Source organism: Bradyrhizobium sp. INPA03-11B, assembly GCF_040446015.1.
In the GTDB taxonomy this organism is placed as follows: domain Bacteria; phylum Pseudomonadota; class Alphaproteobacteria; order Rhizobiales; family Xanthobacteraceae; genus Bradyrhizobium; species Bradyrhizobium macuxiense_A.
In genome coordinates, this window is record NZ_JASGSR010000033.1 from 38,382 (window position 1) to 53,304 (window position 14,923).

General features: G+C 66.3%; 11 protein-coding genes. 2 read left to right on the forward strand and 9 right to left on the reverse strand.

Features of this window, described 5'->3' with window-relative positions; all coding sequences use genetic code 11:
* Window positions 1-51: 51 nt before the first annotated feature.
* The 4 genes from murJ to QMZ05_RS16365 all read right to left on the reverse strand — a co-directional run bounded on the left by murJ (window position 52) and on the right by QMZ05_RS16365 (window position 5,563).
* Window positions 52-1,581 carry a murein biosynthesis integral membrane protein MurJ gene (gene murJ / locus QMZ05_RS16350; RefSeq protein ID WP_353701684.1) on the reverse strand — a complete coding sequence of 510 codons (1,530 nt, stop codon included), beginning with the start codon at window positions 1,579-1,581 and terminating at the stop codon, window positions 52-54.
* A gap of 102 nt (window positions 1,582-1,683) precedes the next feature.
* Window positions 1,684-2,835, reverse strand: coding sequence for a DegT/DnrJ/EryC1/StrS family aminotransferase (locus tag QMZ05_RS16355; protein WP_353701685.1), 1,152 nt, complete (start codon window positions 2,833-2,835; stop codon window positions 1,684-1,686).
* Between the two features lie 50 nt (window positions 2,836-2,885).
* A complete protein-coding gene (locus QMZ05_RS16360) occupies window positions 2,886-3,902 on the reverse strand; it encodes a Gfo/Idh/MocA family oxidoreductase (RefSeq protein ID WP_353701686.1) in 1,017 nt (338 codons plus the stop codon).
* Window positions 3,903-4,150: 248 nt separating this feature from the next.
* Window positions 4,151-5,563: a mannose-1-phosphate guanylyltransferase/mannose-6-phosphate isomerase gene (locus QMZ05_RS16365; RefSeq protein WP_353701687.1), complete on the reverse strand. Its 1,413-nt coding sequence runs from the start codon at window positions 5,561-5,563 to the stop codon at window positions 4,151-4,153.
* A gap of 351 nt (window positions 5,564-5,914) precedes the next feature.
* On the opposite strand from QMZ05_RS16365, the gene QMZ05_RS16370 reads away from it, so the two are divergent.
* Together QMZ05_RS16370 and QMZ05_RS16375 are read left to right on the forward strand one after the other, a co-directional pair.
* A complete protein-coding gene (locus QMZ05_RS16370; RefSeq protein WP_353701688.1) occupies window positions 5,915-6,883 on the forward strand; it encodes a lysylphosphatidylglycerol synthase transmembrane domain-containing protein in 969 nt (322 codons plus the stop codon).
* A 49-nt stretch (window positions 6,884-6,932) separates the two neighbouring features.
* Entirely contained in the window at window positions 6,933-7,943 is a 1,011-nt protein-coding gene (locus tag QMZ05_RS16375; RefSeq protein ID WP_353701689.1) for a glycosyl transferase, read from the forward strand.
* A gap of 5 nt (window positions 7,944-7,948) precedes the next feature.
* On the opposite strand, the gene QMZ05_RS16380 is transcribed toward QMZ05_RS16375, so the two are convergent.
* The 5 genes from QMZ05_RS16380 to rfaE1 all read right to left on the reverse strand — a co-directional run bounded on the left by QMZ05_RS16380 (window position 7,949) and on the right by rfaE1 (window position 14,908).
* Window positions 7,949-8,890, reverse strand: a complete 942-nt coding sequence (locus QMZ05_RS16380; RefSeq protein WP_353701690.1) for an NAD-dependent epimerase/dehydratase family protein — start codon at window positions 8,888-8,890, stop codon at window positions 7,949-7,951.
* Entirely contained in the window at window positions 8,887-10,101 is a 1,215-nt protein-coding gene (locus tag QMZ05_RS16385; RefSeq protein ID WP_353701691.1) for a glycosyltransferase family 4 protein, read from the reverse strand. The genes QMZ05_RS16380 and QMZ05_RS16385 overlap by 4 nt, the downstream gene beginning before the upstream one ends.
* 48 nt (window positions 10,102-10,149) lie before the next feature.
* Window positions 10,150-12,063 (reverse strand): nucleoside-diphosphate sugar epimerase/dehydratase, encoded by a 1,914-nt coding sequence (locus QMZ05_RS16390; protein ID WP_353701692.1) that lies wholly within the window; start codon window positions 12,061-12,063, stop codon window positions 10,150-10,152.
* An 83-nt stretch (window positions 12,064-12,146) separates the two neighbouring features.
* Window positions 12,147-13,427: an O-antigen ligase family protein gene (locus QMZ05_RS16395; protein WP_353701693.1), complete on the reverse strand. Its 1,281-nt coding sequence runs from the start codon at window positions 13,425-13,427 to the stop codon at window positions 12,147-12,149.
* Between the two features lie 8 nt (window positions 13,428-13,435).
* Window positions 13,436-14,908, reverse strand: a complete 1,473-nt coding sequence (rfaE1, locus tag QMZ05_RS16400; protein ID WP_353701694.1) for a D-glycero-beta-D-manno-heptose-7-phosphate kinase — start codon at window positions 14,906-14,908, stop codon at window positions 13,436-13,438.
* Between the last annotated feature and the right edge of the window lie 15 nt (window positions 14,909-14,923).

Here is a 14,923-nt window from a genome sequence, read left to right on the forward strand (position 1 = left end):
CGCGGCGCTATCGCACAACCGGCTCCTATGCATTTGATTTAACAGGTAAAACTATACGCGCCGGAGTGCGAACAGCCAACCGCGGCCGAACAGTGTGAGGATCAGCAGGGCATAGACGAAGACGCCGACCGCAATCAGCAGCAGCAGGATCATCTCGTCGCGGAAGATCTGCATCGGCGCGAACCACACATAGGCGAAATGCGAGGTCAGCCACAGCGCGAGCGCGAGCAGCAGGCCGCACAGCGCAAAGATGCCGAATGAGCGGATCAGCGCGCGATCGAGCGCGAGATAGCCGCGGCGCACGGCGAACATCAGCACCAGCAGCAGGTTGACCCAGGCGCCGATCGCGGTCGCGAGCGCCAGCCCGACCTGCGCCAGCGTGCCGACCAGGGCGATCTTCAGCGCGACGTTGACCGCGACCCCGGTCAGCGCCGCCTTCACCGGGGTTGCGGTATCCTTGCGGGCATAGAAGGTCGCAACCGCGCTGCGGATCATCACGAAGGGAATCAGGCCGATCGCATAGGCCGCGAGCGTCGCGCCCGCGCTTGCGGCATCGGCCTTCGAGAATGCGCCGCGGGCGAACATCGCGCGCATGATCGGATCGGCAACCGTCAGGAACGCCGCCACAAACGGCACCGAGAACAGCAGCGTGAAATCGAAGGCGCGGCGCTGTGCGGCCATGGCGCCGGCGTGATCGTCGGCGGTCAGGCGACGCGACATCTCCGGCAGCAGCACGGTGCCGATCGCGATCCCGATCACGCCGATCGGCAATTGGTTGAGGCGGTCGGCATAGTACAGCGCCGACAGCGCGCCTGCGGGCAGGAAGGTCGCGATGATGGTGTCGGCGAACAGCGCGACCTGGGTGCCCATCGAACCTAGCGTTGCCGGTCCCAGCGCGCGGAAGAAGGCGCGGACGTCCTCGTCGAGCCTCAGCGGCGCGAATCGCGGCAGGCCGCCGTGGCGCACGAGGTCGCCGGCGAGCAGGGCAAATTGCAGGAAGCCCGAGATCAGGACGCCCCAGGCGGCGGCGTGACCGGCGCTGGGGAAGAACGCGGCAAGCGCCAGCGTCATCATCATTGCGAGGTTGAGGAAGATCGGCGCCGCGGCCGCGCTGGCGAAGCGATGCATCACGTTGAGCATGCCGCCATAGAGCGTCACCAGCGTGATCAGCAGCAGATAAGGGAATGTGATCCGCGTCAGCTCGATCGCGAGCTTGCGCTGGGCGGCGTCGTCGGTGAAGCCCGGCGCGAGGATGCTCATCGCCTGCGGCATGAACGCCATCGCCACCACAAGCAGGATCACCTGCGAGGCGAACAGCAGCGTGAAGATGCGGTCGGCGAACAGCCGCGCCGACGCCTCGCCGCGTTCGCCATGGACATGGGCATAGGCCGGCACGAAGGCGGCGTTGAAGGCGCCTTCGGCAAAGATCGCACGGAAATGATTGGGCAGCCGCAGCGCCACGAAGAAAGCGTCGGCGACCGGCCCAGCACCGAGGATCGCCGCGAGCATGATGTCGCGTGCGAACCCGGTGACCCGCGATAGCAGGGTATAGCCGCCGACGGTGAAGATGCGCCCAAGCATGCGCTGCTTCTAGCGCATGATTGCGTTACGAAAAAGTTTCGTATCAGGCCGTTAACGATTTAGGCATGATCGAGCCCGAAAACCGGAAACCACTTTTCGGGATCATGCCTGTAGCGCGCTGCGCACAGCCGCGATGACGCGGTCCTGCGCCGCCTCGTCGAGATAGGGGTGCATCGGCAGGGCGATGACGTCCTTCGACAGCCGCTCGCTGACCGGCAGGCCGCCGTCGGCAACCGGATAGTGGCTGTAGGCCGTCTGCTGATGGACCGACTTCGGATAGTAGATCATGGTCGGGACGCCCTGCGCCTTCAGCGCGGCCGCGAAGGCGTCGCGATCGATGCCCTCGGATAGGCGGATGGTGTACTGCGCCCACACCGAGGTGCAGCCGGGAGCAACGCGCGGCACCGCCACGAGGTTGCCGAGCGCGCGCGAATAGCGTTCCGCGACCTTGTTGCGCGCTGCAATCTCGTCGTCGAAGATCTTCAGCTTCTCGAGCAGGATCGCCGCCTGCATGGTGTCGAGCCGCGCCGTGAGGCCGAGCCGGACGTTGTCGTACTTGTCCGAGCCCTGGCCGTGGACGCGGATGCTGCGCAGCGTGCGCGCGAGTTCCTCGTCGTCGGTGAAGATCGCGCCGCCGTCGCCGAAGCAGCCGAGCGGCTTGGCCGGGAAGAAGCTCGTTCCGGTCGCGAGCCCGAAGGTGCCGAGCCTGCGGTTCTTGTAGGTTGCGCCAAAACCCTGCGCGGCGTCATCCAACACAAAAAGTCCCTCGGCCTCGGCGACCGCGCTGATCGCATCGTGATCGGCGCTCTGGCCGAACAGATCGACCGGGATCACCGCCACCGGCTTCAGCCCGCGCGCCCGCGCCGTTGCGATGCCGCGCTTCAGCGAGTTGATGTCGATGTTGAAGGTCTCTTCGTCGACATCGATGAAGACCGGCGTCGCGCCGGTCAGCGTCACAACTTCGCCGGTCGCGCAGAAGGTGAAGGTCGGGCACAGCACCGCATCGCCCGGGCCGACATTCTTCGCCATCAGCACCATCAGCAGCGCGTCGGTGCCGCTGGCACAGCTCACCACATGCTTGGCGCCGGTATAGTCCGCCAGCGCCTTCTCCAGCGCGGTGACTTCGGGCCCGTTGATGAACTGGCAATGGTCGAGCACGCGCGCGACCGCGTCATCGATCGACTTGCCGAGCCGCTGGCGCTGCGCGGAAATATCGATGAAGGGAATGGGCTCAAGCTGCATATGCTGGTTCATGGAAGCTCTTTGCACGTGTTGAATGGATGACAATCAGCCGGTGAAGGCAATCAGCCGGCGACGCGGCGCGGTCCCTTGCGCATCGTCGAGGCGGCGGGCCGCGCGGGCGATTCCAGGCAGCGGATCGCGATCTCGAGGCTGGCGACGCCTTCGTCGCCGGACACCGCCGGCAGCTTGCCGCTGCGCACGGCGTCGAGGAAGGCAATCAGTTCGGCGCGGAGCGGCTCGTCGTGTCCGACCGGCAGATGCCGCATCGAATAGCTGCCGTCCGGCTTGAAGCCGAAGCATTCGGTGACCTGGCGCGTCAGCAGGTCGCCCATCACATACTTGCCGCGGGTTGCGACCGTGACGTTGCGCGCCTTGAACGGCGTCAGCCAGTTGGTGTTGATGTGGGCGAGCACGCCGGACGCGGTGCGGAATTGCAGCAGCGCGATATCCTCGCGCTCGGCGACTGCGCTCGAGAGCTGCGGCTGCACCTCGACGATGTCGGACTCGGTGAACCAGCGGATCAGGTCGATGTCGTGCACGGCGAGATCGATCACGACGCCGACATTGGACATCCGCGGCGGGAACGGGCCGACCCGGGTGATGCCGATCGACAGGATGTCCTCGCCCGAAATCGCTTGCTTGATTGCGGCAACCGCAGGGTTGAAGCGCTCGACATGGCCGACCATCAGCGTGACGCCGGCCCGCTCGGCGGCGGCGACGATCTCGCGGCCCTCTTCGACCGTGGATGCGACCGGCTTCTCGACCAGGATATGGATGTTGCGCGCGATGCAGGCGAGCGCGATCTCGTGATGCAGATGGGTGGGAGCTGCGATGGTCACCGCATCGATGCCCTCGGCGAGCAGTTGATCGAGGCTTTCGAAGGCGCGGCAACCGACCAGGTCGATGGCGCGCGTGCGGTGTTCCGGGAGCGGATCGACAATGCCGATCAGCAGGACACCGGGCAGTCCAGCCAGCACGCGGGCATGGTTGCTGCCCATGACGCCTGCGCCGATCACGCCAACGCGCAATGCGCGGCCGATATCGGCCTTCGCGCCGGCTGCGGACACTTTTGCATTCATATCGTAGACCCCAAGTAACGTTCTGGCGGGTGTCCCGGCTCCTCAGGGAGCCACACCGGCTCCGAGGGAATCAGCACCTAGGCCCTCTTCCCGATCTGCGCCTTCGGCGCAAATCACCCCGCTTCGTTGGCAGCCGCTATAGCACGGCGTCACAAATGTGGCGATTGCCAAGGGAGAAATCCGGACACGTTTTGATTCAAAGAGTTACATCGCCCCGCGCCGGAAGATTCGCGCGGGAACCAGCTCCCTCAGCTGCGCCGATAGTCATCCTCGATACGGATGATGTCGTCCTCGCCGAGATAGCTGCCGGTCTGCACCTCGATCAGCTCGAGCTGGATCTTGCCGGGGTTCTCCAGCCGGTGCACCGCGCCGATCGGGATGTAGATCGACTCGTTCTCGTGCACTGTCTTGATCAGCTCGTTGACGGTGACCTGCGCGGTGCCGCGCACCACGATCCAGTGCTCGGAGCGGTGATGGTGCTTCTGCAGCGACAGCCGCCCGCCCGGCTTGACGATGATGCGCTTGACCTGGTGGCGGTCGCCATTGTCGACCGCCTGATAGGAGCCCCAGGGGCGATGCACCTTGATGTGATCCTCGGTCACCTCGGGCGCTGCGACCTTCAATTTCGCGACCAGCCGCTTCAGCCCGTTGGCGTCCTTCTGGCGTGACACCAGCACGGCGTCCTGGGTCGCGACCACGACGAGATCGTCGACGCCTTCGAGCGCGACCAGCGCCCGGTCGGTCGCGACGTTGCAATTGCGGCTGTCCTCGAACACCGCTGCACCGCGCGCCGCGTTGCCGAGGCCGTCCTTGTCGGACAGCTCCCAGACCTGACGCCACGAGCCGATGTCGGACCAGCCGCACGCTACCGGCGCCACCGCGGCATGAGCGGTCTTCTCCATCACGGCGTAGTCGATCGAGATCGCCTTTGCCGCGCCGAACGCCGATGCATCGAGCTTGACGAAGCCGAGATCGCGCGTCGCTGATGCGACCGACTGCTCCACCGAGGCGATGCTGTCCGCATCGACATTGCGATACTCGTCGAGCAGCACGCTGGCGCGGAACATGAAGTTGCCGCTGTTCCAGAGATAACCCGCATCGATATAGCCGGCTGCGGTTGCGGCATCCGGCTTCTCGACGAATTTTGCCACCGCGCGCACCTCGCCGGCGACCACGTCACCCGGACTGATGTAGCCGTATTCGGTGGCGGGCCGTTCCGGCTTGACGCCGAACGTCACGATGCGGCCGGCTTCGGCAGCCACCAATCCGCCGCGGCACGCGGCAACGAAGGCCGGCGTGTCGCGCACCAGATGGTCGGCGGCGAGCGCCAGCAGGATCGCTTCGCCGTCACGGCTCTGCGCGAATGCTGCACCGGCTGCAATGGCGGGCCCGGAGTCGCGGCGCATCGGCTCGAGCAGCACGTCGGCCTCGCGGCCGATCTCGGCCAGCTGCTCCAGCACCATGAAGCGATAGGCCTCGTTGGTGATCACGATCGGCCGTTCGAACAGGCCGGCATCGGAGACCCGCAGCAGCGTCTCCTGGAAGGTCGATCGCGCCCCGAACAGCGACAGGAATTGCTTCGGATGCACTTCGCGTGACGCCGGCCAAAGCCGCGTGCCTGCGCCGCCACACATGATCAGGGGAATAATTCGTCGGTCCATCGATGCCTCAAGTCCTGTCGTGCAGGTCCAATGGTACCCGTCCGCGGACGGCATACCAAATTGGCCCGGGCCGCCGCGGCCGGCAGCCCCTTTTTACCTTGGGAAGCACTGTCCGAGCAGTCACGCGCCCCCACGCGTCTGGTTGGATTTTACCGGTATCGTAAACCCCCGGTGAGCGGCGGGGCGTCCCCGCTCCGGCCTCTTTAGCCGCCCCTTCGCACCTGCCGCAATAGGGACCAGTACGGGTATTGCCAGATCGGTGCGGAAACCATACCAAGGCGGCGAATTTGGGCGCGCGAAAGCGTTTTGCGCTGTTTTGACACATCCTGAAACCTGGCAGCGCGAACGGAAATGCGCCGAATCCTGCTCTCGACCGTCAAGATCCTGATCTCGGCCGCGCTGCTCTATTTCTCGCTGCGCAAGGTCAATCTGTACGATCTGGCCTCCCGCATCCAGGTCGAGAGCCTGGGCTGGCTCGGCCTCGCGATTGCGGTCACCTTCCTGCAGATCTTTCTCGGGGTGCTGCGCTGGTGCGAGATCAGCGTCGAGTGCGGCGCGCCGCTGGAGACCGCGCAGGCGATGCGCTTCAACGTGATCGGCACCTTCTTCAACCAGACCCTGCCGTCCTCGATCGGTGGCGACGCCGTGCGGCTCTGGCTCGTCGCGCGCGCCGGCGCCGGCTGGCGCGCGGCCACCTATTCGATCTTCGTCGACCGCGCGGTCGGACTGATCGCGCTTGCCGTCGTCATCGCCGCCACCCTGCCCTGGAGCTACCGGCTGATCTCCGATTCCAACGGCTGGACGGCATTGCTGCTGCTCGACCTCGCGGCGCTTGCGGCCGGATTCGGCTTCCTGGTGATCGGCCTGTTGCCGTGGGCCTGGCTGAAGCAGTGGTGGGCAACGCACCACATCCACGCCTGCGCGGTCATCGCGAACCGGGTGCTGTTCAGCCGCAAGCACGGATTGCGGGTGGCAACCCTCTCGATCGCCATCCACGTGGTGACCGTCGTGATCGCCTGGTGCGTGGTGAAGTCCATTACCGCCCCGGTCACCTTCGGCCAGATCTTCCAGCTGTTGCCGCCGGTCATGCTGATCACGATGATGCCGATCTCGATCGCCGGCTGGGGCGTGCGCGAGGCCACCATGGCGCTGGCCTTCGGCTATGCCGGACTGATCGCCAATGAGGGCGTCAACATCTCGCTGTTGTTCGGCGCGGTGTCGTTCGTGGTCGGCGTATTCGGCGGCCTGGTGTGGATCCTGAGCCCGGAAAAGGCCGCCAAGGGCGCAGCGCCGATCGAAGTCCCGGGATCACAATCGTGAGTCACGGGATCACAAGCGTGAGTCCCGGGATCGCAATGACCGGACCAGAATGAGCGTTTTCGAAACCCTCCTGTTGTTGATCGCCGCGGTTCTGGCCGCAGCGATCTCGGCCGTCCTGATCCAACTAACGCGGCCGCTATTGCTGCGCGTGGCGCTGGCGAAACCGAATGCGCGCTCGTCGCACCGCATTCCCACCCCGCAGGGCGCCGGCATCGCGGTCACCGTGGCCACGCTGCTCGCGGGCGGGATCGTCATCGTGCTGGTCGGATCGCCCTTCCTGACGATTCCATTCACGGTGTTTGCGGCCTGCCTGTTCATCGCGGTGGTGGGCTTTGCCGACGACATCCGCTCGCTGCCCGTGGTCCCGCGGCTGCTGCTGCAGGCTGCCGCCGTTGCGGCCGTGCTGTTCTCGGTGCCCGCCGGGCTCAGGCTGGTCCCGGCCTGCCCGCTCTGGCTCGAACGCGGCCTGCTGCTGATCGCCGGCCTCTGGTTCGTGAACCTCGTCAACTTCATGGACGGGCTCGACCTGATGACCGCGGCCGAGGCCGTGCCGATCACCGTGGCGGTCGCCCTGCTCGGCAGCTTCGGCCATGTCCCGGTCGCTCCGGCGCTGGTCGCGGCGGCGCTGTGCGGCGCGCTGCTCGGCTTCGCGCCGTTCAACCGGCCGGTGGCAAAGATATTCCTCGGCGACGTCGGCAGCCTGCCGATCGGCCTGCTGCTCGGCTGGTGCCTGCTTGAACTCGCCCTGCGCCAACAATTCGCCGCCGCGCTGCTGCTGCCGCTGTACTATTTGACGGATGCGACGGTGACGCTGTTTCGCCGCATGGCGCGGCGCGAGCCGTTCTGGGCCGCCCACCGCTCACACTTCTACCAGCGCGCGACCGACAACGGATTCACGGTCTGGCGCGTCGTCGGCGAGGTCTTTGCGCTCAACGTGGTGCTGGCGCTGCTGGCATTCGCCTCGGTCGCCCTCAACTCGCTGGCTGCCGGCCTCGCCCTGCTGCTGGCCGGCGCGATCGCGGTCGTCTGGCAGCTGCGCCGGTTCTCGCGCGCGTTCTGATCACCTCAGATATCGGTTCGGCTCAGCGCGCGCCTCAGCCCCTCATCGAGGCTGATCGGCTGCTGCCATCCGGTGCTCGCGATCTTGGACAGATCAAGCTCGAGCGAGGCGAACAGGCTGTCATAGGCTTCCTTGCGGCCGCCCATCGTCAGGGACACCTTCAAGAGCGGCGGCGGCAGCCAGAACAGGCGCGGCGAGGTTTCTGCCGCGCGGGCGAGCCGCTCGACGAACTCCCGCGTCGAGACCTGCTCGCGGTCGGCCACCAGGAACACGTCGAAATCGTTTCCCGGTTGCGACAAGCGATACAGGATGAACGACGCCAGGTTTTCCGCCGACAGGAACGCGCGGCGATTCTTCACATAAGCGAGCGGAAGCGGCATGCGATTGAGCACCGCGCGCTTGAGCAAGGCGAAATTTCCCTTCGCGCCGGCGCCGTAGATCAGCGGCGGCCTGATCACGGTCACCCTCATGCCGCTGCCCGGCGCGATCTCCTTGAGGCCGACTTCGGCGGCCGCCTTCGAGTTTCCGTAGAGCCCGCGGGGCGTCAGGACGTCGTCCTCGCGAAACGGAGGGCGCCCGTAATTGCTGCGCCCATGCACCAGGATCGTGCTGACAAAGACGAAATCCCGAACGCCCGCCGCAACCGCCGAACGCGCCAGATGCAGCGTGCCTTCGATGTTGACGTTGCGGTAGAGCTCGATCGCCTGTTCGTCGGACTGCTGGTGAACGCGAGCCGCAAGATGAACGACGGCGTCCACGCCCTCGAGCGCGGCGCGCCAATCGGTGGCGGGGCTGAGCGAGCCGATCGCCACGTCGTTTGCATCCTGCGGCGAGGTTCGCACCGCGCGCCGCACCAGCCAGCCGTTCTGCGCCAGCTCGGGCACCACGTGGCGACCGACGAAGCCGCTCGCACCTGTCACCAGAACCGTCGGGCGACGATCAGTCATGCTGTCCGCTCCGCATCGTGATTGGATAGCAGCTCCGCGACCAGCGCAGCATAGCTCGACAGGGCCCGCTCGGCACTGAAGGTCCGTGCGGTCGCGACCGCGCGCTCGGCCATCTCCGCGTCCTGCGATCGCGACGCCAGCCTGACGGCATCGGCGAGTTGGTCGGGCCGCCCCGGTGTGACGACCCAGCCGAGCCTGTTCTCGCTGACGGTCAGGGCTGCCTCGGCCTCGGGCTCGGAGACCAGGATGACCGGCCGGCCGGCAGCGAGCAGATTATAGAACCGGCTCGGGACCGATACACCGGCAACGTCCTTGCGATAGGGGATGAGCCAGACGTCCGCACTGGAGAGCAGCGCATCCAGCTCGCTATCCGCGACGCGGTCGACCAGCGTGACGTTGGCGAGTTGCGCCGCGGCCTGCATCTCCTTCAACCGCGCGAAGCCCATGCCCCACCCCGAGAGCAGGAAATGGATATCGCGCTCGTCGCGCAACAGCCGCGCGGCCTGGAAGACGATGTCCGGATCGTGGGTGAAGCCCAGGTTGCCGGACAGGCCGACGACGAAGCGGGCGGCAATGGCCTTGCGAAACGGATTGTCGGGGCTGACGGGACGACTGCCGGGGACGAGCGTGGCCCAGTTCGGGATGAACCTGATCTTGTCCGGCGTCATTCCGCCATAGCGCAGCAGCAGCTTCTCGGCGTCGCGGCCGATCACGATGACGGCGCTCAGGGCACGGAACATCAGCGTGTTGATGCCGCGCATCGCCCGCGCGACCAGCGAGGACGGCCGCAGCAGCCCGGCCATCACGAGAACATCCGGAAACAGGTCGTGCAGGATCAACGCCGACTTCGCGCCCTTCAGCCGCGCCGCGGCGGCAACCGCATAGGGAAGCGCGAAGGGTGCGGTCACCGTCAGGGCCACATCACCCGGCTTCAGCCGCGACAACAATGCAAAGAACATCCGGCCGGTGAACAGCGCCTCGGCCAGCGCGCGCTTGATCAACGCCGCCTTTCCCGGCAGCCAGTTCCTGACCTCGACGACGGCGGGCCGCCCCGGCGCCGGCGCCCTCGCCGAGCCCGGCATCCCGGAGACCACCACCACCTCCGCCTCCAGCGCGATCCGTTCGGCGATCGCGGACATGATCGCGGCGGTCGTGCTGTGGTCGGGCGGATAGTGCTGGCTGGCGACCACGACTTTTCGAGAACTGGGCATCAATGGCTTTCGAAACGGTCCTGCCTCGTCGTCCGCAGGACGGCGCGGTCAGGCGGCATTCGATCCGAACTCGGGCACCGCGTCCTGAAGGACGGCACGGATGGTCACGCGGTCATCGCGCTCGATCGCATCCTCCAGCGCCGCGAGCCACTTGCGCAGCGTCGACATCGGCGGCTGGTTCGGCTTGGCCGCCATCACGCCGGCGACGCCGATTTCGAGCGTCGGCTCCTGGCTTGCGAACAGGATCTCGTTCAGCCGCTCGCCGGCACGGATGCCGCTGAACACGATCTCGATGTCGACGCCCGGTTGCAGGCCCGACAGACGGATCATCCGCTCGGCGAGATCGACGATCTTCACCGGCTGCCCCATGTTCAGCACATAGACCGAGACGTCGGGCCGCGCCGGGGTCACTGCGTGCGTGGCCGCCGTGATCACGAGATCGCAGGCTTCGCGGATCGTCATGAAATAACGAACCATGTCCGGATGGGTCACCGTGATCGGTCCGCCAGCCTCGATCTGCGCCTTGAACTTCGGCACCACGGATCCGTTGGACGCCAGCACGTTGCCGAACCGCACCGAGATCAGCCGCATGTGCGCCCTGCCCTTGGCTTCGGTCATCAGGTCATGGTCCAGCGCCTGACAGTACATTTCGGCGAACCGCTTGGTCAGACCCAGCATCGACACCGGCTCGATCGCCTTGTCGGTCGAGATCATCACCATGGCGCTCGCGCCGGCGGCACGCGCGGCATCGGCGACGTTCACCGACCCGAAGATGTTGGTCTTGACCCCTTCGCTCCAGTCACGCTCGAGGATCGGCACATGCTTGAGCGCCGCTGCATGGAACACGATGTCGGGCTTGAACTCGCTCATCAGGCGCGTGATGCGCTCGCGATCCCTGATGTCGGCAATCCGGCCCTCGATCTCAGGACCGCTGTCGCGCGCGGACAGCGCCTCGGTGACCGCATACAGCGCCGGCTCCGAGTTCTCCACGACCAGGAGGCGCGCCGCGCCGAAGGTCGCGACCCGGTCGCAGATCTCAGCGCCGATCGAACCGCCGCCGCCGGTCACGATGACGGACTTGCCCTTCACCAGCGTCTCGAGCCGGGCATAGTCGATCTTCTGGCTCGGGCGCAGCAGCAGGTCCTCGACCGCGACATTGGTGAGCCGTGGCGTATCGCCGCCCTCCAGTGACGGCAGGCGGCTGACCATCAGACCAAGCCGCTTCGCGCGCATCAGCACGCTTTCCGGATGCGCGTCCGGCTCGAAGGCCGAGGGCGTCATGACCACGCGCTTGATCGGCCGCTGGCGGCTCTCGAAATCGCGAATCACGGCCTCGATATCATCGACGCCGCCGACCACGGGAATGTTGCGGATCATCTGGCCGCGATCCGCGACCGACGGCGACAGCACGCCGACCGGCCAGAGCCGCTTGATGGCGCCGTTCTCGATGCCGCGCAGCACCACTTCTGCGTCGGCCGTGCGTCCGACCAGCAGCGCCGGCGCGGCATTGTCGGACCGGGCATGAAGGCGCGTGCGCGAATAGCGGAAGTAGCGATAGCCCAGCCGCAACGCGCTCAGCGCGAATACTTCAAGGAAAAAGAACAGGATGATCGTGACCCGGCCGAGGAACACCGGGCTTAGCGAAGCCGCTCCCGTGAAAAAGTAGACGTAGTCCAGCACGACCAGCGCCAGCGTCAGCACCGCTGCCACCCGCAGGATGTTCACCGCGTCCGGCAGCGAGGTGAAGCGCCACTTCGCCGTGGTCAGATTGGAGAAATAGCTGACCACGATGCTGAACAGCACGAACCAGGGCAGGATGCGCAGCAAATGCGGCAGTCGATCGGTAAGGAGGCTGCCCTCGAAACGCAGATAGAAGCTCGCCAGCAACGCAAACGTCGTCGCGAGCGCGTCATGTGCCAGAATCAGGAAGTTGCGCAGGGTGAATTGTGAAAGGCGCGTCATCTAGCAGACGGGTTGCTGGCAACTGGGAGTTGGCGACAAGACATTGGCAGGCTGTAGCGTATCTGCGGAGCCCATGCCAGCGATCATGGACGGATCGGGGGCTCGGGTTCCAAATCGGCCCCCAATCGGCCCTTCAACGCCATGCCGCCCGCAACCCCGACGCCCAGCACATACATCCAGCCTTCGTGAAAGTCGAAGATGTGTGAATTAAACAACGAACTTGAAATATTCTGTACCACGACAAGAAGCCCGATCCAGTTGACGAGACCGTCGCCGCGGAACAGCAACAGGTGCAGGAGCCACATCGCGTACAGTATTGCTACACCCACAATGCCCCACTGCACGGCGACGTTCAACGTTTGATTGTGGGGGTTTCCGATCACCTCGCCGGATGCCTGGTTCAGACCACCGGTCGCGACGCGCTCGAACAGGCCCCGCGTCGCTCCGGTGCCGTGGCCGATGACCGGGGCCTCGGCGAAGAAGCCGAGCGACTTGCGCCAGAATTCGAGCCGCAAGCCGAGCGACGTCGGCTCGTTGCGCTCCATGTAGAGCTTGTAGTCACGCCCGAATGACTCGGCCGTCCGTCGCAGTGGCGACGATCCATACCACGCCACCACGGACAACGCGGCGGCCGCGCAAAGGATCAGGACGATGCTGCGCCAGCGCAGATGCAGCAGCGCAAACACCGCGAACATAATCGGAATCGTCACGATCGCCGTCCGCGACACCACCACCAGCGCCATGTTGGCGAACAGGCTGAGCGCGATCGCGGTCAAAAGGACGGCCGGCAAGATGCGTTTGTCCCGCACCAGCATCACGATCGGATAGGCCAGCCCAACCGCGCACAGCGTGAATTCCTGGCTCTGGTCGATGTAGTTCTTGACGAACACGCCCTGCTCGCCGGGGCCGGGCGCCCGCAGCGCGAGGTGGGGATAGGCCAGCACCAGCCACGACATCAGCATCAACAGCGTGCAGGAGACGAGGAAAGCCACGAACACCCACGTCCCGCGGGTCGAGCGCTGGAAATGATAGAGCAGCACCGGAAGCACCAGGAGCTTTGCGGTCGGCCCGACTGCGTACAGCCGCGCGCCCCAGGCGGCGTCAGACCAGAGCGTGCCGACGAGCGCGAGGCAGAACAGCGCGATCGGCGCGACGCAGATCGGCCGCTTCAGCAGCGTCCAGAACGCCCGGAGGTCGACGGTCGGCGCAATCGCGATCAGCAGCACCACGCCGAAGATGCCGACCAGCGAGGTCGACCACGGCAGCGACAGCGCGATCAGGACCGCGACCACGTCGGTCGTGGTCTGCCAGCGCGCGGGATCGCGCCAGGCCGGACACGCCGCGGCGCCTGCCGGGGATGCCATGCTCGCGCTCACGCCTTGCCCTCGCGGGCCCGGGCAACCAGCGACGTCGTGCTGTGGCCCTGCAGGATCTCGACCAGCACCACCTCGCCGCCGGCGGCCTCGACGATCTCGTGGCCGACCACCTGCTCGCGGGTGTAGTCGCCGCCCTTGACCAGCACGCTCGGCCGCACCTTCGTGATCAGGTTGATCGGCGTGTCCTCCTCGAAGATCGCGACGAGATCGACGGCTTCCAGCGCCGCCAGCACCTCGGCGCGGGCGCGCTCGTTCTGCACCGGACGCCCCTCGCCCTTCAGCCGCTTCACCGAGGCGTCGCTGTTCAATCCGACGATCAGGCGGTCACAGGCGCTGCGCGCGGCGGTCAGCACCTTGACGTGGCCGGGATGCAGGATATCGAAGCAGCCATTGGTGAAGCCGATCCGCAGATCCTGCCGGCGCCATTCCTCGAGATATGCATCGATATCGCCGCCGGCCGGAACGATCTTCTCCTCGGCCGCGAGCAAAGCGTGCGGCAGGATCCGTCGCCGCAATTCGGCCGACCTGACGATCGCGGTGCCGGTCTTGCCGACCGCAACTGCGGCTGCCGCACTCGCGATCCGCAGCGCGCCTTCCCAGTCGGCACCGCCGGCGAGCGCCAGCGCCAGCGCCGCGGCAACGGTATCGCCGGCCCCGGAGACGTCGCGCACCTTGACCGGCAGCGCCGGCACATGGATCGACCCGCCCTCCCGCGTCACCAGCGTCATGCCGCGTTCGCCCTGCGTCACCAGCATCGCCTCGCAATCGGCGAGATACATCGCATCGGGCGCGGCCTGCGCGATGCTGTCCTGGCTGTCGGCGCGGCTGCGGGTCGCCTCGGCGAATTCCTTGCGGTTCGGCGTCAAGACGGTCGCGCCGCGATAAATCGCGAGATTGGCGCTCTTGGGATCGACGATAACGCGCTTTTTCGCCTGGCGCGCGGCGTCGATCACGTTGCGGATCACCCGCGCGGTCAGCACGCCCTTGGCGTAGTCGGACAGCAGCACGATGTCTGCCTGCGCAAGGCGCGGCAGGATCGCGTCGATCAGCTGCTGCTCGACGGCCGGCGCAGCCGGCGCGGCGAGCTCCCAATCGGAGCGCAGCATGTGGGTCGAGAACTGCTCGGAGACGAAGCGCACCTTGCGCGTGGTCGGCCGCGCGGCGTCGCGCACCAGCACGGTCTCGATGCCGGCCTCTTTCGCCAGCGCCTCCGATAGCACCGTGCCGGCGGCATCCTCGCCGATCAGGCCGACGAAAATGCAGCGCCCGCCGAGCGAGGCGATATTGCGCGCGACATTGCCGGCGCCGCCGATATTGATCTCGCTGCGCCTGACTGCGATCACCGGCGCCGGCGCCTCTGGCGAGATCCGCGACACCTCGCCATACACGAACTCGTCGAGCATGAGGTCGCCGACGCAGAGCACGGTCTGGCCGGACATTGCACGCGAGATCGCTTCAAAATCAAACATCAGTCACCGTCATCC